Annotated in this window: 15 protein-coding genes and 1 pseudogene; 10 read left to right on the top strand and 6 right to left on the bottom strand. The window is 67.6% G+C overall.

What is annotated here, in order from left to right; all coding sequences use genetic code 11:
- Positions 1–2: 2 nt before the first annotated feature.
- Both gndA and FHP25_RS19585 read right to left on the bottom strand, forming a co-directional pair.
- On the bottom strand, positions 3–1,430 hold the full coding sequence (gene gndA / locus FHP25_RS19590; RefSeq protein ID WP_147848642.1) for an NADP-dependent phosphogluconate dehydrogenase: 1,428 nt from the start codon (positions 1,428–1,430) through the stop codon (positions 3–5).
- A gap of 123 nt (positions 1,431–1,553) precedes the next feature.
- Positions 1,554–2,522 (bottom strand): Bug family tripartite tricarboxylate transporter substrate binding protein, encoded by a 969-nt coding sequence (locus tag FHP25_RS19585; RefSeq protein ID WP_147848641.1) that lies wholly within the window; start codon positions 2,520–2,522, stop codon positions 1,554–1,556.
- Positions 2,523–2,741: 219 nt separating this feature from the next.
- Here FHP25_RS19585 and FHP25_RS19580 point away from each other — a divergent pair, with 219 nt between their 5' ends.
- The 3 genes from FHP25_RS19580 (at position 2,742) to FHP25_RS19570 (ending at position 6,311) form a co-directional block, all read left to right on the top strand.
- Positions 2,742–4,295, top strand: coding sequence for a sugar ABC transporter ATP-binding protein (locus FHP25_RS19580; RefSeq protein ID WP_147848640.1), 1,554 nt, complete (start codon positions 2,742–2,744; stop codon positions 4,293–4,295).
- Positions 4,292–5,290, top strand: coding sequence for an ABC transporter permease (locus FHP25_RS19575; RefSeq protein ID WP_147848639.1), 999 nt, complete (start codon positions 4,292–4,294; stop codon positions 5,288–5,290). Before FHP25_RS19580 ends, FHP25_RS19575 begins: the two co-directional genes overlap by 4 nt.
- Before the next feature lie 73 nt (positions 5,291–5,363).
- Positions 5,364–6,311, top strand: coding sequence for an ABC transporter substrate-binding protein (locus FHP25_RS19570; RefSeq protein WP_147848638.1), 948 nt, complete (start codon positions 5,364–5,366; stop codon positions 6,309–6,311).
- A gap of 116 nt (positions 6,312–6,427) precedes the next feature.
- On the opposite strand, the gene FHP25_RS19565 is transcribed toward FHP25_RS19570, so the two are convergent.
- Positions 6,428–7,414: a ketopantoate reductase family protein gene (locus tag FHP25_RS19565; RefSeq protein WP_147848637.1), complete on the bottom strand. Its 987-nt coding sequence runs from the start codon at positions 7,412–7,414 to the stop codon at positions 6,428–6,430.
- 227 nt (positions 7,415–7,641) lie between these two features.
- Between FHP25_RS19565 and FHP25_RS19560 the strand changes: the two genes are divergently transcribed.
- The 5 genes and pseudogenes from FHP25_RS19560 (at position 7,642) to FHP25_RS19540 (ending at position 11,418) form a co-directional block, all read left to right on the top strand.
- Positions 7,642–8,772, top strand: coding sequence for an LLM class flavin-dependent oxidoreductase (locus FHP25_RS19560; RefSeq protein WP_178133642.1), 1,131 nt, complete (start codon positions 7,642–7,644; stop codon positions 8,770–8,772).
- Between the two features lie 111 nt (positions 8,773–8,883).
- Positions 8,884–9,795, top strand: coding sequence for an alpha/beta fold hydrolase (locus FHP25_RS19555; RefSeq protein ID WP_147848635.1), 912 nt, complete (start codon positions 8,884–8,886; stop codon positions 9,793–9,795).
- Positions 9,796–9,968: 173 nt separating this feature from the next.
- A pseudogene (locus FHP25_RS19550) lies at positions 9,969–10,097 on the top strand (acetoacetate decarboxylase family protein); the annotation flags it as partial.
- Positions 10,098–10,143: 46 nt separating this feature from the next.
- Positions 10,144–10,926, top strand: coding sequence for a 3-hydroxybutyrate dehydrogenase (locus FHP25_RS19545; RefSeq protein WP_147848634.1), 783 nt, complete (start codon positions 10,144–10,146; stop codon positions 10,924–10,926).
- A gap of 114 nt (positions 10,927–11,040) precedes the next feature.
- Positions 11,041–11,418, top strand: coding sequence for a rhodanese-like domain-containing protein (locus FHP25_RS19540; protein ID WP_147848633.1), 378 nt, complete (start codon positions 11,041–11,043; stop codon positions 11,416–11,418).
- Between the two features lie 66 nt (positions 11,419–11,484).
- Here FHP25_RS19540 and FHP25_RS19535 read toward each other — a convergent pair whose 3' ends face one another.
- Positions 11,485–11,889, bottom strand: a complete 405-nt coding sequence (locus tag FHP25_RS19535) for a Zn-ribbon domain-containing OB-fold protein (protein WP_147848632.1) — start codon at positions 11,887–11,889, stop codon at positions 11,485–11,487.
- Between the two features lie 3 nt (positions 11,890–11,892).
- Positions 11,893–13,065, bottom strand: a complete 1,173-nt coding sequence (locus tag FHP25_RS19530; RefSeq protein WP_147848631.1) for a thiolase domain-containing protein — start codon at positions 13,063–13,065, stop codon at positions 11,893–11,895.
- A gap of 339 nt (positions 13,066–13,404) precedes the next feature.
- Here FHP25_RS19530 and FHP25_RS19525 point away from each other — a divergent pair, with 339 nt between their 5' ends.
- Together FHP25_RS19525 and FHP25_RS19520 are read left to right on the top strand one after the other, a co-directional pair.
- Positions 13,405–13,680: a hypothetical protein gene (locus FHP25_RS19525; protein WP_147848630.1), complete on the top strand. Its 276-nt coding sequence runs from the start codon at positions 13,405–13,407 to the stop codon at positions 13,678–13,680.
- A 161-nt stretch (positions 13,681–13,841) separates the two neighbouring features.
- Positions 13,842–15,038, top strand: coding sequence for an acyl-CoA dehydrogenase family protein (locus tag FHP25_RS19520; RefSeq protein WP_147848629.1), 1,197 nt, complete (start codon positions 13,842–13,844; stop codon positions 15,036–15,038).
- Positions 15,039–15,100: 62 nt separating this feature from the next.
- On the opposite strand, the gene FHP25_RS19515 is transcribed toward FHP25_RS19520, so the two are convergent.
- A complete protein-coding gene (locus FHP25_RS19515) occupies positions 15,101–15,481 on the bottom strand; it encodes a response regulator (protein WP_178133641.1) in 381 nt (126 codons plus the stop codon).
- Positions 15,482–15,550: the final 69 nt, after the last annotated feature.

Below are 15,550 nucleotides of genomic sequence, written 5' to 3'. Positions count from 1 at the left end.
GCTCAGCTTCCGCCGGCCGGCGACGTCAGGTCGAGCGTCGCCCAGTCGGCATGGTGCCGGCCAGGTGAGCCGAAGCGCGCGAAGCCGTGCTGGCCGAAGATGTCGCGCTGGGCGGCGATCATGTCGGCCCACAGCCGGCCGGTGCGCAGGCCGTCGACATAGGCCAGCGACGCCGAGAAGACCGGCACCGGCACGCCGTGCGCGACTGCCGTCACCACCACTTGGCGCCATTCGGCATCGCCGGCGGTGACGCGGCGCCACAGCACGCGGTCACGCAGCAGGTTGTCGAGATCCGGCGCGGCAGCATAGGCCTCGGCGATCGGTTCCAGCAGCGTCGAGCGGATGATGCAACCGCCGCGCCAGGTGCGCGCCACGGTCGCCGGGTCGACGCCCCAGCCATGCTCGGCATCGACGGCGCGGATCAACGCGAAGCCCTGGGCCAGCACGGTGATGTTGGCTGACAGCAGCGCCCGTTCCAGGGCCGCCACCAGCGCCTTGACATCGCCGGCAAATGCCATCGTCGGCGCCCCGACCGACGCCTCCATCGCCAGCCGCATGTCCTTCAAGGCCGAGAGGCAGCGCGCATGCACCGCCTCGGCCAGGCTCGGCGCGGCGACGCCGTATTCCAGTGCCGCGTTGGCGGTCCACTGGCCCGTGCCTTTCTGCTCGGCGGTGTCGACGATGTGCTCGATCAGCGGCGTGCCGTCCTTGTCCATGGTGTCGAGCGCCCGCACGGCACACTCCATCAGGAAGGACGACAGCGCGCCGCGGGCCCAGCGCGCGAACAGGTCGCGGACCTCCTCGTGCGGCAGGCGCAGCAGCCGGCGCAGCAGCTGCCACGCCTCGGCGATGAGCTGCATGTGGGCATATTCGATGCCGTTGTGCACGGTCTTCACGAAATGCCCGGCCGCGCCATCGCCGACACGCGCGAAGCACGGCGTGCCGTCCGGCGCCTTGGCGGCGATAGCGGCAAAGGTCGGCGCCAGGCGCTCGAGCACCGTGCGATCGCCGCCGGCCATGATCGCGGGTCCGTGGCGGGCGCCCTCGGCTCCGCCCGAAACGCCGAATCCCAGGAAATGGACGCCCGATGCCCCGCAGGCGGCCTGACGCCGTGCCGTGTCACGATAGAAGGCGTTACCGCCATCGATGATCACGTCGCCGGCGGCCAGATGCGGCAGCAGCGACTCGATCGCGGCGTCGGTCGCGGCGCCGGCCGGCACCAGCAGGAAGATGGTGCGCGGCGCCGCCAACGCCGCCACCAGCGCTTCAGGCGTGGCGCAGGCCGTGCCGGCGCTGCCGAGATCCTGCGCCAGGTGCTGCGCAACGCCCGCCGCCGGATCGTACAGCGCCAGCTGCACGCCATGGTCGGCAAGGTTGCGCGCCAGGTTGGCGCCCATCACGCCCAGCCCCATCAGGCCGAGCGCGGTCACGACAGCCTCATATGCATCGAGCCGACTGACATGTTGCTGATCCTCCTGGCGACCCGGCAATCCGGGCCATGAATCCGTCGTCCCGAACACGTACCACAAGTGACGACGCCATGGGCACGGCCGCTATTCGATCCTGGCGCCGCTGGCCTTCACCACGGGTGCCCATTTCTCGCGCTCGATCTGGACAAAGGCTGTGTATTCAGAGGGAGTCATGGGACGGATCACGGCACCCTGCTCCGTCATCGGCGCGACAACCTCCTTGGTCTTGAGCACGGCCACGGCCGCGGCATGGATGCGGTCGAGGATGTCCTTGGGCACACCGGCAGGCGCGGCAAGTCCGTACCAGTTGTCCGACAGCACGCCGGGCAGGCCAACTTCCGCCGTGGTCGGCACGTCGGGCAGCAGCGACGAGCGGATCTTGCTGGTCACGGCCAGCGCCCGCACGGCGCCCGTGCGGATATGCGGCAGCAGCACCGAGACGTCGAGCACCGTCATCTGCACCTGGCCTGCCAGCAGGTCCTGCACTGCCGGCGCGGCACCCCGATACGGCACATGAACGATATCGATACCGGCTGCAGTCTTGAACAGCTCACCCGCCAGATGAGTGATGCTGCCGGTGCCGGACGAGCCGTAGTTCACCTTGCCGGGATTCGCCTTGGCATGCGCGATCAGGTCAGGCAGCGTCGTCATCGGCAGCTTCGCCGTGACCGCGATCACCTCCTGCACCAGGGCGATCGGCGTGAGCAGCACCAGCTCGCGGTCCTGGAACGGCATGCGGGGCAGGATGAACGGCGCGATCGAGGACGGGCCGGCGCTGTTCATGCCGATGGTGTAGCCGTCGGGGGCTGCCTTCGCGATCGCGTCGACGCCGGTGACGCCGCCCAACCCGCTCTTGTTCTCGATCACGACCTGCTGCGCCAGCTGCACCGACATGCCGCGCGCCAGGATCCGGCCGAACATGTCGGCCGGACCACCGGCCGGAAACGGGACGTACATCGTGATCGGCCTGCTGGGCCATGCCTGGGCGCGCACCGATGCCGATGGTGCGACCGCCATGGCCGTCAGGGAAGCGAGGACTCTCCTGCGTTGCATGGTCCCTCCCGAAGGCTATCACCTCTCCCCGCGAGAGCGGGGAGAGGTGTTGGCAAAGCGAAGGACCTTTCGGTGTTGACGTCAACACCTCAGGTGCGGGCGATCAGCAGCATCCCCGCTTCGCCCGACAAAACACTGGCCTCGGCGGTCGATCGATGAAATCGTGAGCCGGCGCAGCGAGCCCGTTCGTTCCCGCGGCCTCGATGAGGGGTGCCCAGGATGAATGTCCTGGTCGAGATGAGCGATATCGGCAAGTCGTTCCCCGGCGTGCGGGCGCTGCACGGCGCCCGGTTCGAGCTGCGGGCCGGCGAGGTGCACGCCCTGATGGGCGAGAACGGTGCCGGCAAGTCGACCTTGATGAAGATCCTGTCGGGCATCCACGCGCGCGACCGCGGCACCATCCTGGTGCAGGGACAACCGGTCGAGATCGCCTCGCCGGCGCAGGCCCTGGCGTTGGGCATCAGCATGATCCACCAGGAGCTGAGCCTGATGCCCGACCTGACGGCGGCCCAGAACATCTTCATCGGCCGCGAGCCGCGCAAGGGGTTCGGCCTGCTGCTTGACGAGGCGCGGCTCAACGCCCAGGCCGCCGAAATCTTCGCCGGCCTGCATCTTGCGCTCGACCCAGGCACGCCGGTTCGGAGCCTGACCATCGCGCGCCAGCAGATGGTGGAGATCACCAAGGCCCTCTCGCACCGCTCGCGCGTGCTGATCATGGACGAGCCGACCGCGGCTTTGAACGCAGCCGAGGTCAACGAGCTCTTTGCCATCATCGCCAGGCTCAAGGCTGACGGTGTCGGCGTCATCTACATCTCGCACAAGATGGACGAGCTCCAGCGCATCGCCGACCGTGTGACGGTCATGCGCGATGGCGCCTATGTCGACACCGTGCCGGCGGCGACCACGTCGATCGACACCATCATCACGATGATGGTCGGCCGGTCCCTGGCCGGCGACCATCCCGGCCCCGCGCCGGTCGCCAGCGCCCCAGCCGTCCTGCAGGTCAGCGGCCTTCGCCGCGGGACCGCCATACGCGACGTGAGCTTCACGCTGCATCGCGGCGAGATCCTGGGATTTGCCGGACTGATGGGCGCCGGCCGCACCGAGGTCGCGCGGGCGATCTTCGGGGCCGACCCCGTGGAGCGTGGCGAGATCACGCTGAACGGCCGCCGGCTTGCCATCCGCAGGCCGCAGGACGCAGTGCGCGCCGGCATCGGCTACCTGTCCGAAGACCGCAAGCAGTTCGGGTTGGCCACCGGCATGGACGTGCGCAACAACGTCGCCCTGGCCTGCCTCGGCCGCTTCACCGGCTTCGGCGGACTGCTGAAGGAAGGCGCCATGCGCGATGCCGCAGTGCGCTACATCGGTCAGCTCGGCATCAGGACACCATCGGACCGGCAGGAAGCGCGCCTGCTTTCCGGTGGCAACCAGCAAAAATTGGTGATCGCCAAGTGGCTGCTGCGCGATTGCCAGGTCCTGATCTTCGACGAGCCGACTCGCGGCATCGATGTCGGCGCCAAGAGCGAGATCTACCGGCTCCTGGCCGACCTCGCCCAGGAGGGACGCGCCATCATCATGATCTCATCCGAGCTGCCGGAGATCCTGCGCCTGAGCCACCGGATCGCCGTCATGTGCGAGGGCCGGCTGACCGGCATCCTGCCCGGCGGCGCATCCCAGGAGGAGATCATGCGGCTGGCCACGCAGCGCGATGCCAACGGCGTGCAAGGTGATGCCGGAGCGGGCGCAAGACCCATGGCCGAGGCAACGGCATGACAATGGCGATGCCCAAGCAGGTCCTTTTGGCGGGCAGTCGATTGTCGGGCGCACGGCATCGCCTGCTGGCGTTCTCCAGCCTGATCGCGCTGATCGTCATCTTCAGCCTTGCCGCACCGGACTTCCTGAGCGCCGGCAACGTGATCGCCATCCTGCAGTCGACCTCGGTCAACGGCGTGCTGGCGATCGCGGCAACGCTGGTGATCATAACCGGCGGCATCGACTTGTCGGTCGGAACGCTGATGACGTTCTGCGCCGTGATCGCCGGCGTAGTCCTGACATACTGGGGCCTGCCGCTGGGCCTGGGCGTGCTGGCCGCGATCGCGGCCGGCAGCCTGGCAGGGCTGACCTCGGGCACCTGCGTCGCCAAGCTGAGGATCCCGCCCTTCATCGCGACCCTGGGCATGATGCTCGCGCTCAAGGGCCTGGCGCTGGTGATCTCCGGCACGCGCCCGATCTATTTCAACAACACGCCGGGCTTCACCGAGATCGCGCAGGGATCGCTGGTCGGCTTGGTGCTTCCGGCTCTGCCGATCCCCAATGGCGTGCTGATCCTGTTCCTGGTGGCCATCATGGCCAGCTTCATCCTGCAGCGCACCGTCCTGGGCCGCTACACCTTCGCGCTCGGCTCCAACGAGGAAGCGGTGCGCCTGTCCGGCGTCAACACCGATCGCTGGAAGATGGCGGTCTATGCGCTGGCCGGCGGCATCTGCGGCATCGCCGGCCTGCTGATCGCCTCGCGATTGAACTCGGCGCAGCCGGCGCTGGGCCAGGGCTACGAGCTGGACGCCATCGCTGCCGTGGTGATCGGCGGCACGTCGCTGAGCGGCGGCCGCGGCACGATCGTCGGCACCCTGATCGGCGCCCTCATCATGAGCGTGCTGGCCTTCGGCCTGCGCCTGTTGTCGGTGCCGCAGGAGTGGCAGTTCGTGGTCACCGGCTCGATCATCATCCTGGCGGTGTACATCGATATCCTGCGCCGCGGCAAAGCGTAGTCCTGGTGCCGCCGCGCCAAGACCAAGAAGAGCGCGCCAGCGCTCCGGCAGGCAACGATCCGATGGAGGTAACATGCTCACCAGACGCATCATCCTGGGCGGCCTGAGCGTCGCTGCCGTGTCGGGACCGGGCGCGATGATCGCCAGCGCCCAGGACAAGCCCTACGTCGCGCTGATCTCCAAGGGCTTCCAGCATCAGTTCTGGCAAGCCGTCAAGGCCGGCGCCGACAAGGCCGCGGCCGAGCTCAGCGTGCGGGTCACGTTCGAGGGACCGGATTCGGAATCGCAGGTCGATCGCCAGATCGACATGCTCGCCGCAGCCCTGGCCAAGAAGCCGGCCGCGATCGGCTTTGCGGCGCTGGACAGCCAGGCGGCCATTCCGCTGCTGCGCCAGGCACAGCAGGCCAGGATTCCGGTCATCGCCTTCGACTCCGGTGTCGACAGCGACATTCCCGTGGCCACGGCCGCGACCAACAACCTGGCCGCCGCGGCGCTGGCGGCCGACAAGATGGCCGGCCTCGTCGGCGGCGAGGGCAAGGTGGCGCTGCTGGTGCACGACCAGACCAGCCGAACCGGCATCGACCGGCGCGACGGCTTCGTCAATCGCATCAAGAGCAGCCATCCCAAGATCCGGATCGTGGCCACCGAGTATGGCGGCGGCGACCACCTCAAATCGACCGAGATCGCCAAGGCGATCCTGCAGGCGCACCAGGATCTCAAGGGCATGTTCGGCGCCAACGAGGGATCGGCGATCGGCGTCATCAACGCCGTCAAGGAGCTCAATCGCAAGCTGGTGGTGATCGGCTACGACTCGGGGGCGCCGCAGAAGCAGGCGATCCGCGACGGGCGCATGGCCGGCGCCATCACCCAGAACCCGATCGGCATCGGCTACAAGACGGTCGAGGCGGCATTGAAGGCGATCAAGGGCCAGCCGGTCGAGAAGGTCATCGACACCGGCTTCTACTATTACGACAAGACGAACATCGACCAGCCCGACATCAAGGCCGTGCTTTACGATTGAGGGCTTTCCTTCCGGAAGCATCAGCCGTCCCGATCGCAGCGAGGGATACCTTTTGCGGATGTCGTCGCGATTCTCAGAAGACCCTGCTGCGCTCGGGATGACAGCGACAAAGACGGTCAGCCGTAGAGCCCGGCGTTGCGCGCGCGCTGGCGCACGAGGCCCAGCACGGCCTTCGAGTACGGCATGGCGATGCCCAGCCGGTCGCCGATCTCGATCGGCGCCGCGAGGATGGCGTCGATCTCGAGCCCGCGGCAGGCTTCCAGGTCCTGCAGCATCGAGGTCTTGAACGCGCCCAGCTCGCGGGTCACGGCGAAGCGCTGGTCGATGGTCATGTTCATGGTGATGCCCATGGCCTGCCCGACCTCGGCCGCTTCCTCCATCATGCGCCGCACCAGCTCGGCGGTCAGCGCATCATCCATGATCACGTCGGCCGTCGAATGCGTGAGCGCGCTGATCGGGTTCATGTTCATGTTGCCCCACAGCTTCAGCCAGACCTCGCGCTGGATCTCGCCGGTCGCACGCGCCTCGAAGCCGGCACCCGCCAGCAGGTCCTCGACCCGGCGCAGGCGCGGGGTCTCGGTCCCGGAAGGATCGCCCAGCAGCAGCAGGTTGCCGCGTCCGCGCCGGATGATGCCCGGACCGGCGACGGCCGACGACAGGTGCACCACGGCGCCCACCACCTGCGCCGGCGGCAGGACCCGCGAGATCACCCCGCCAGGATCTACGGTCTGCAGCGTGCCGCCTGACAGGCGGCCGCCGAAGCCGTTGAAGAACCACCAGGGCACGCCGTTCATCATCGGCACGATGATCGTGTCGGGCCCGACCAGCGGCGCCAGCGACGGCGCGGCTGCCACCAGCCCCTGCGCCTTCAGGGCCACGATCACGATGTCCTGACGTCCCAGCTTGCCGGCATCGTCTGATGCGGCCAGGCGGGCGACCGACCGCTGCTCGCCGTCGATCAGGGTCAACCCGTCCGCGGCGATCCGGTCGAGATGATCACCGCGCGCCAGCACGCTCACGGATGCCACACCCTGCCCCATCTTGACCGCCAGCAGGCCACCGACCGCGCCGGCCCCGACGATGCAGATCTTCGCTGTGCTCATGGACTTTGCGGCAGGTCACGCGCCGCCACCGTCTTCCTGTAGAGCGCCATGTGCCGGTCCTCCGATCCTGTTGGGACGCCGCCATGCGCCGGGACGCTACACCCGGCCACCGATCGAGGCTACGCTTGTCGCGATCATCACCGCGCTGGCTGCCTGCCCGGCATGAGGCCAGGAGCGTGGCCCGGAAGCATGGCAATGGCGCGCGGCGATGCCGCCCGGAGGAAGCGATGAAGTTCAGCCTGTTCATGTACTGCACGGTAGGCCGCAAGGCGGAGCTCGAAGGCGGCATGGCCGGCCGGCGGCCGGAGCTCTATCAGCGCATGCTGGACGAGATCGCGACCTACGCGCGCTTCGCCGACGATGCCGGCTATTTCGGCTTTGGCCACCCCGAGCACCATCTGCAGATCGAGGGCTTCGAGATCTCAAACGACCCGCGGCTGATGGGCATGTGGCTGGGCAAGCACACCCGGAAGCTGCGCGTCATCACCTGCGGCTTCGTGTCGACCACGCACAACCCGCTGCGTGTCGCCGAGGACATCGCCACCATGGACAACATGCTGGGCGGGCGCTTCGGCGTCGGCCTGGTGCGCGGCTACCAGGCGCGCTGGGTCGAGAACTTCAAGATCCGCGACGACCTCAACGCCGTCGGCCCATGGAACAAGGATTCACCGGCCGACACCGCCAACCGCGCCTACTTCGCCGAGTTCGTCGACATCGTGGTCAAGGCGCTGTCCAACGACACGTTCAGCCATGCCGGCACGTACTGGAACTTCCCGCCGAAGGATTTCACGAACCCCCACCCGCACCCGGTCTACGTGAATTTCGGCCGCGGCGTCGACGCCGACATGAAGATCAAGCAGATCGGTATCGCCCCGCGGCCGCTGCAGACGCCGCATCCGCCCCTCTACGGCGGTTTCGCCAACTCGATGCGCACGGCCACGTTCTGGGCCCGCTACGGCGGCAAGCCGCTGGTGCTGACCGACAACATCCCGTTCTTCGTGAAGCTGTGCGATGCCTATCAGGCCGAGGCGGCCAAGCACGGCCGCAGCGTGGCGCGCGGCCACGAGGCCGGCTGGGGCGGCATCTTCATCTGCGCCCCCACCGATGCGCAGGCGCAGGAATGGCTGAAGGACATGCTGTGGTTCTGGAACCAGTGGTCGATCCCGTTCGGCAACGGCGTGCCCGAGCTGCTGGTCGGCTCGCCGGACACGATCTCGCGCCGGCTCGAGGAGGTGCACAGGCAGATTCCGGTCGAGGAGGTGGTGCTGCTGATCCCGCAGGGCATCCACGACCGCGACCAGATCATGACCTCGCTCGAGCTGATGGCGACGAAGGTGATGCCGCGCTTCGCGAGCTGACGGCCCGCATCGCTTTGCGGCTCAGCGGCGCGAACACCGCAGCCGCCGCGCCTGATATACGCTCTACTGTCTGGCCCGACGCCGCGCGGCGAAAGGACGCCGGAGACGTGGATGCGCAGATCGACCGTTGCCTTTGCTGAAGGAAATACCACCGCGATCGCCTTTGGCGCCGAAGGACCGCCCGACCTGGTGTTCCTGCACGCCAACGGGTTCAATGCCTTGACCTATCGCACCCTCCTCGAGCCGCTGGGGCAGCGGTTCCGCGTCATCGCCCTGGACCAGCGCGGCCATGGAAGCTGCCCGCTCGTGGCGCGGCCCGCGGCCTTGCGCAGCTGGAACGACTATGTGCGCGACTTTCTGACTGTGGCGGCGCCGCTCTGGGGCAGCGCGCCACCGCCGGTCATCGCCGGACATTCGATGGGCGGTGCCGTCGCCTTGATGGCGACGGCGCAGCGCCCCGGCGTGGCGGATCGGCTCGTCGTGTTCGACCCGGTCATGCCGGCGGAGGGTCTTCGCCTGCGGCTGCTGCGGCTCCTGCCGCAACAGCAGCGGATCGCGCGCATGCCCATAGCTGCCGGTGCGCAGCGCCGGCGCGATCGGTTTCCGTCGCGCGCCGCGGCGCTCGACAGCTACCGCGGACGCGGCGCCTTCGCCACCTGGCAGCCTGCCTTCCTGAGCGACTACGTCGAAGGCGGCTTCGCCGACACCGCGGCCGGCGACGTCCGGCTGTCATGCGCGCCGCGCTGGGAGGCGGCCACGTTCGCCAGCCTGCGCGGCGGCGTCGCCGCAGCCTTGAAAGCAATCACGTGTCCGGTCGAGATCCTGAAGGCCGGCCGCGGCTCGGCCGTCCAGGTCAGCGCCGAGCATCTGCAGGCATTGAAACGGGATCTTCATATCGAGACGGTTTCGGGCACCAGCCACTTCCTGCCCATGGAAGTTCCGCATGTGGCGCGGGCACGATTGGAACGCGCCCTGGAGGAGCGGGCAGGCAAGAGCGCGATGCCGCAATTGGCCGCAGGCTAGGCCAACCATCAGCAAAGGCCCTGCAAGAGAACGCCTGTGGCGTCTCTGCAAAGGCAATGCGCGGCAGATGGACGCGCGCGGATCTGCGACCAGCTACCTGTCAGGTGCCGCCCGTAAGCTCGGGGTCAGGCATCTGTCAGGAGACGCGCCGCGATGAAGCTCGCCGATGTCTGCTCTTCGACCATGCCTGGTGCGACGTCGCCCGCCTGCCGGTGCGCGAGGTCGTCTCGGCCAGCCATTTCGTCACCGACCTGACCCTGGGCCTCGGCACGGTGGTGTTCGACTACCTCGCCCGGACCTGACCCTGCGCGCTCACAATCTTCACCTTGCAGCCCGAAAGGAATGTCCATGTCCCGTTTTGATGGAAAGGTCGCCATCGTCACCGGTGCAGCCAGCGGCATCGGCAAGGAGATCGCCCTGCGTTTCGCGGCCGAAGGCGGCATTCCGGTGATCGCCGACCTCAATCTCGACGCCGCCGCGGCGACCGCGGCCGGGATCAAGGCCAAGGGCAGCGATGCGCTGGCCGTGGCCATGAACGTGGTCGACGAGGATGCGGTCAACAAGGGCGTCGCCGACGTGATGGCGACGTACGGCCGCATCGACGTGCTGGTGAGCAATGCCGGCATCCAGATCGTGAAGCCGGTGGTGGATTTCGCTTTTGCCGACTGGAAGAAGCTGCTGGCCATCCACCTCGATGGCGCCTTCCTCACGACCAAGGCCTGCCTGAAGCACATGTATGCCGCCAGATCCGGCAGCATCGTCTACATGGGGTCGGTGCACTCCAAGGAAGCGTCCAAGCTGAAGGCGCCCTACGTCACGGCCAAGCACGGCCTGATCGGCCTGTGCAAGGTGGTGGCCAAGGAGGGCGCGGAGTTCAACGTGCGCGCCAACGTGGTCTGCCCCGGCTTCGTGCGCACGCCGCTGGTGGACAAGCAGATTCCCGAGCAGGCCAAGGAGCTGGGCATCAGCGAAGCCGAGGTCGTCAAGAACGTGATGCTGAAGGAGACCGTGGACGGCGAGTTCACCACTACCGACGACGTCGCCGATGCCGTGCTGTTCTTTGCCGGCGCCAGGAGCAACGCGCTGACCGGCCAGTCGATCGTGGTCAGCCACGGCTGGTTCATGCAGTAGGTCGCTCCCCACGAACGGGGCCGCCGCGCCACTCCCAAATGGGAGTGGTCAGGCGCGGTCGCGACGGGCATGCTGCGGATCATACCCCTTACCCGCCAGAAGGAGCCTATTGCCATGCCCACTTCCGTGAAGGAGATGCTGGCGGCGGCCAACGCCGCCGTGCCGAAGATCACGCCCGATCAGGCCCGCGACATGATGGCGAAGGGCAACGTGGTCGTCCTTGACGTCCGCGACGCGCCGGAGATCCTGGCCAGCGGCAAGGTCAAGGGTGCCGTCCATATCTCACGCGGCATGCTGGAGTTCCGCGCCGATCCGGAGCTGCCGTCGCACGACAAGACGCTGACCAAGGACAAGCCCGTCATCCTGTACTGCGCCTCGGGCGGCCGCTCGGCGCTGAGCGGCAAGGTGCTGAAGGACATGGGCTACCAGGAAGTCTACAACCTCGGCGGCTTCAAGGAATGGGCCGACGCTGGCGGCGAGGTCGAGCGGTAGCCTTCAAGAAGCCAAACCATCGTCATCCCGCGCGGCGCACGGAACGACGATGGTGCGGCCGGTCCGTCAGGCCGGCGTGAACATCGGCAGCGGCGCGCCGCCATCGGTGGGCTTGAACACCACGGTCACTTCCTGGCCGATGCGCAGCCTGTCGAAGTCGCAGTCGACGATATTGGTCATCATCGACGGGCCCTCGGCCAGGGTCACATAGGCCATCACGTAGGGCACCGGGGCGCGGCGCATCACGCTGTAGGAATAGATCGTGCCCTTGCCCGACGCCGTGATCCATTCGGTCTTGTCGCTGAAGCAGAACGGGCAGATCGTGCGCGGGTAGTGATGCGCCTCGCCGCATGCCGTGCATTTGCGCACCAGCAGCCTGCCCTGGGCGGCGGCATCCCAGTAGTCCTTGGTCTCGGGGCTGACCGCCGGCGCCGGCAGCTTGCGCTCCTTGGCTTGTGCTTGCGCGGCCATGTCCTACTCCCTCTCCAGAATGACGGTGGCGCTGCCGTGGCGCGAGCCCAGCGAGCCGCCGGTGCCGTGCGCCAGGGCCAGGTCGCAGTTCTCCACCTGCACCTTGGGATGGGCTTCGCCGCGCACCTGGCGCACCGCCTCCAGCACCTTGGTGAGGCCGCCGCGGTTGCCGGGATGGTTGCTGCACAAGCCGCCGCCGTCGGTGTTGAACGGCAGCTTGCCGACACCCGAGATCAGGTTGCCGTCGGCCACGAGCTGGCCGCCCTTGCCCTTCTCGGCGAAGCCCAGATCCTCGAGCTGCATCAGCACGGTGATGGTGAAGCTGTCGTAGATCGAGACGTACTTGACATCGGACGGCTTGACCCCGGCCTCGGCGAAGGCCGGCGGGCCGGTGTACGCGGCACCGCTGTAGGTGAGGTCGACCTTGCCGCCCATCTGCGTCTTCAACGCCTCGGCGGCGCCCAGCACCTTGACCTTGGGCCGCTTGAGGCTCTTTGCGATCTCGGGCGCGACCACGACAATGGCGCCGCCGCCGTCGGTGATGACGCAGCAGTCAAGGCGATGCAGCGGATCGGCGATCATCGGCGAGCCCACGACATCCTCGACCGTGACCACGTCGCGCAGCAGCGCATGCGGGTTGTGCTGCGCGTGATGCGAGGCCGCGACCTTGATCCAGGCGAGCTGCTCGCTGGTGGTGCCGTACTGGTGCATGTGGCGCATGGCGCACATGGCGTACATGTTCACCACCGTCGGCCCGTACGGAAACTCGAACGGCTCGTCCGGTGTCGGCGTGCCGCCGCGGGAGCGCGGCACCGTGCCCGTCGCCATGCCCTCGGCGCGAGGCCGTCCGGCCAGGGTGATCAGCGCCACCTTGCACTTGCCCGCCGCGATCGCTTCCACCGCGTGACCGACATGCGCCACGTAGGATGAGCCGCCGATATCGGTCGAGTCGATGTGCCGCGGCTTCAGGCCCATGTACTCGACCATCGACATCGGGCCCAGGCCGGGCGCGTCGCCGGCGCAGAAGTAGCCGTCGACATCGGCGTTGGTGAGGCCCGCATCCTCAAGCGCGCCCTTGGCCACCTCGGCATGGATCATGGCCAGCGACAGATCGGTCGCCAGCCGCGTGGGGTGCTCGTAGATGCCGGCGATGTAGGCCTTGCCTTTGAGACTCATGGGCAGCCGTTCTCCCGCTTTGGTTGCCACGCCATGGTGGTGCATTTCGCGATGACGGTCGAGCCGACGATGCGGACACGTGCTGCCGCACCCTCGCTGTGCGGAAAAATTCGGATACCTTCTTGAGCGCTGCAGGCTTCATCACCAGCGGTTTCTGACAGCGCGGCTCGCTGTCTCGCGTTGCAGAACCCAGCAATGCAAGGCCGGTCTGAACGATCAACAGATCGCGACACGCTGGTCAAACGCCAGACCGTCACCATATTGGGGCGGAACGCAGGCAATCCTGTGTTTCACATCCCTCTACATTGTTTCTTTCACACACAACGTCAGGAGTTTTCCATGCGGATGATCGCTGCAGTGATCGGCGTCGCCGGCGCGCTCGTTGCCAACGCGGCGCTGGCCCAAACGTCGACGAACGCAACGGCCCAGGCCTGCTATACCGAAGCGCATCGGCAGGTCCTGAGCGGTGAGGCCTTGGTGAGCTTCATGGCCAGCTGCACGTCGGGTCAGGTCGCGCCGACCCGTGTCTCGACCGATGTGACGCAGCGCTGCGCCGATCAGGCCCGGCTGCTGAGCGGCGAGGCGAAGGTGCAAGCCCTGCGCGACTGCCGGTAGTGCGTCATCCGCGCGCAGCGGGGATCCACTCCCGCTGCGCGCTTCCCCCTCCGTCATCCCCGGCGGCCACTTCGCAGTGCGGGCGCTGCCTTGGCGCAGGAGTCGATCCCGGCGCGGCGGTGCGCTAGAGGGAGGCGTTCCTGCCAGCGACGGAGCACACCATGGACCTGAATTTCAGCAAGGCCGACCTCGCCTTCCGCGACGAGGTGCGCACCTTCCTGAAGGAGAACCTGCCGGTCGAGCTGACCGAGAAGGTGCGCCGTGGCTTGCAGCTCGATCGCGATGACTACCTGACGCTGCACCGCGTCCTCTACCGCAAGGGCTGGATCGCACCGGCCTGGCCGGTTGAATATGGCGGCACCGGCTGGAGCCTGACGCAGCGCTACATCTTCAACGAGGAGCTGGCCTACGCCAACACGCCGCGCGTGATGCCGTTCGGCATCCAGATGGTGGGGCCGGTGATCTACACCTTCGGCAGCGCCGAGCAGAAGGCCAAATACCTGCCGCGCATCCTGTCGGGCGAGGACTGGTGGTGCCAGGGCTATTCCGAGCCCGGCGCCGGCTCCGACCTCGCCAGCCTGCGCACCCGCGCGGTGCGTGACGGCGACACCTATGTCGTGAACGGCCAGAAGACCTGGACCAGCTTCGCGCACTATGCCGACCACATGTTCTGCCTGGCGCGCACCAATGCCGACGCCAAGCCGCAGGATGGCATCTCCTTCCTGCTGATCGACATGCGCCAGCCCGGCGTCGAGGTGCAGCCGATCGTGACCGTCGACGGCACCGCCGACGTCAACTCGGTGTTCCTCACCGATGTGAAGGTGCCGACGCACGATCTGGTGGGCGAGGAGAACAAGGGCTGGACCTACGCCAAGTTCCTGCTCGGCCACGAGCGAGCCGGGATCGCCGCCGTGGGCCGCTCCAAGAACGCGCTGCGCCGCCTGAAGGAGATCGCGCGGTCCGAGACGCAGGACACGCGGCCGCTGATCGAGCAGCGCTTCTTCGCCGAGAAGATCGCGCAGGTCGAGATCGACCTTACGGCGCTGGAGTACATCGAGCTCGACGTGCTGTCGCGCGAGAGCACCGGCAAGGGACCGGGCACCGGCGCCTCGATGCTGAAGGTGAAGGGCACCGACGTGCAGCAGGTGATCACCGAGCTGGTCAACGAAGCGGTCGGCTACTACGCCATCCCCTACGTCGAAAAGGCGCTGGTCGAGGGCTGGAACGAGCCGCCGATCGGCCCGGAATACGCCGCCACCGCCGCGCCGACCTATCACAACTGGCGCAAGGCCTCGATCTACGGCGGCTCGACCGAGGTGCAGAAGAACATCATGGCCAAGATGGTGCTGGGGCTGTGAGGCGCGCATAGCGCGCCGACCGCGGCGATCGCCAGCGCACGCGGCTTTTGTAGAGAAGCCGCCTACGGTGTCGGGCTGGGCTGCGGCTGCAGGGCCTCCCTCAACGCGCGCAGGCTCAGGGGCTTGGAGAGCGCAGCGCATGCCCCCATCTCGAACGCCCGCGCGGCCATGTCTCCGTCCATCTGCCCCGAGATGACGATGGCGCGGCAACCGGTCCATCGCGTGCAGAGCGGCAGCAGGTCGAACCCGCTGCCGTCCGGCAGGTTGATGTCGGTGATCAGCGCGTCGTAGCCGTTCGTCGACAGGAAGGCCCTGGCGTCGGAGAACCGCCAGGCCGTGTCGACGTCGTAGCCATGGCGCTGGAAATAATCGGCAATGGCGGTCGAGATCTCCGGGTCATCGTCCACGACCAGAAGGCAGCCATTATCCCCGCCGCGTGCCACGATCCCGACCTCACGCCCATTCCCGCATCGGACCACCATAGGGACAATGGCGATGCAAGCCATTCGCAA

It is taken from the genome of Vineibacter terrae, from assembly GCF_008039615.1.
Taxonomy (GTDB): Bacteria; Pseudomonadota; Alphaproteobacteria; order Reyranellales; family Reyranellaceae; genus Vineibacter; species Vineibacter terrae.
Note: the sequence above shows the minus strand (reverse complement) of the source record. Positions and strands in the feature narration are given on the sequence as shown.

Bases quoted from the DNA above. Each gene is read 5' to 3' on its own strand.
- FHP25_RS19585 (WP_147848641.1), bottom strand. From the start codon at position 2,522: ATGCAACGCAGGAGAGTCCTCGCTTCCCTGACGGCCATGGCGGTCGCA.
- FHP25_RS19580 (WP_147848640.1), top strand. From the start codon at position 2,742: ATGAATGTCCTGGTCGAGATGAGCGATATCGGCAAGTCGTTCCCCGGC.
- FHP25_RS19575 (WP_147848639.1), top strand. From the start codon at position 4,292: ATGACAATGGCGATGCCCAAGCAGGTCCTTTTGGCGGGCAGTCGATTG.
- FHP25_RS19570 (WP_147848638.1), top strand. From the start codon at position 5,364: ATGCTCACCAGACGCATCATCCTGGGCGGCCTGAGCGTCGCTGCCGTG.
- FHP25_RS19565 (WP_147848637.1), bottom strand. From the start codon at position 7,414: ATGAGCACAGCGAAGATCTGCATCGTCGGGGCCGGCGCGGTCGGTGGC.
- FHP25_RS19560 (WP_178133642.1), top strand. From the start codon at position 7,642: ATGAAGTTCAGCCTGTTCATGTACTGCACGGTAGGCCGCAAGGCGGAG.
- FHP25_RS19555 (WP_147848635.1), top strand. From the start codon at position 8,884: ATGCGCAGATCGACCGTTGCCTTTGCTGAAGGAAATACCACCGCGATC.
- FHP25_RS19545 (WP_147848634.1), top strand. From the start codon at position 10,144: ATGTCCCGTTTTGATGGAAAGGTCGCCATCGTCACCGGTGCAGCCAGC.
- FHP25_RS19540 (WP_147848633.1), top strand. From the start codon at position 11,041: ATGCCCACTTCCGTGAAGGAGATGCTGGCGGCGGCCAACGCCGCCGTG.
- FHP25_RS19535 (WP_147848632.1), bottom strand. From the start codon at position 11,889: ATGGCCGCGCAAGCACAAGCCAAGGAGCGCAAGCTGCCGGCGCCGGCG.
- FHP25_RS19530 (WP_147848631.1), bottom strand. From the start codon at position 13,065: ATGAGTCTCAAAGGCAAGGCCTACATCGCCGGCATCTACGAGCACCCC.
- FHP25_RS19525 (WP_147848630.1), top strand. From the start codon at position 13,405: ATGCGGATGATCGCTGCAGTGATCGGCGTCGCCGGCGCGCTCGTTGCC.
- FHP25_RS19520 (WP_147848629.1), top strand. From the start codon at position 13,842: ATGGACCTGAATTTCAGCAAGGCCGACCTCGCCTTCCGCGACGAGGTG.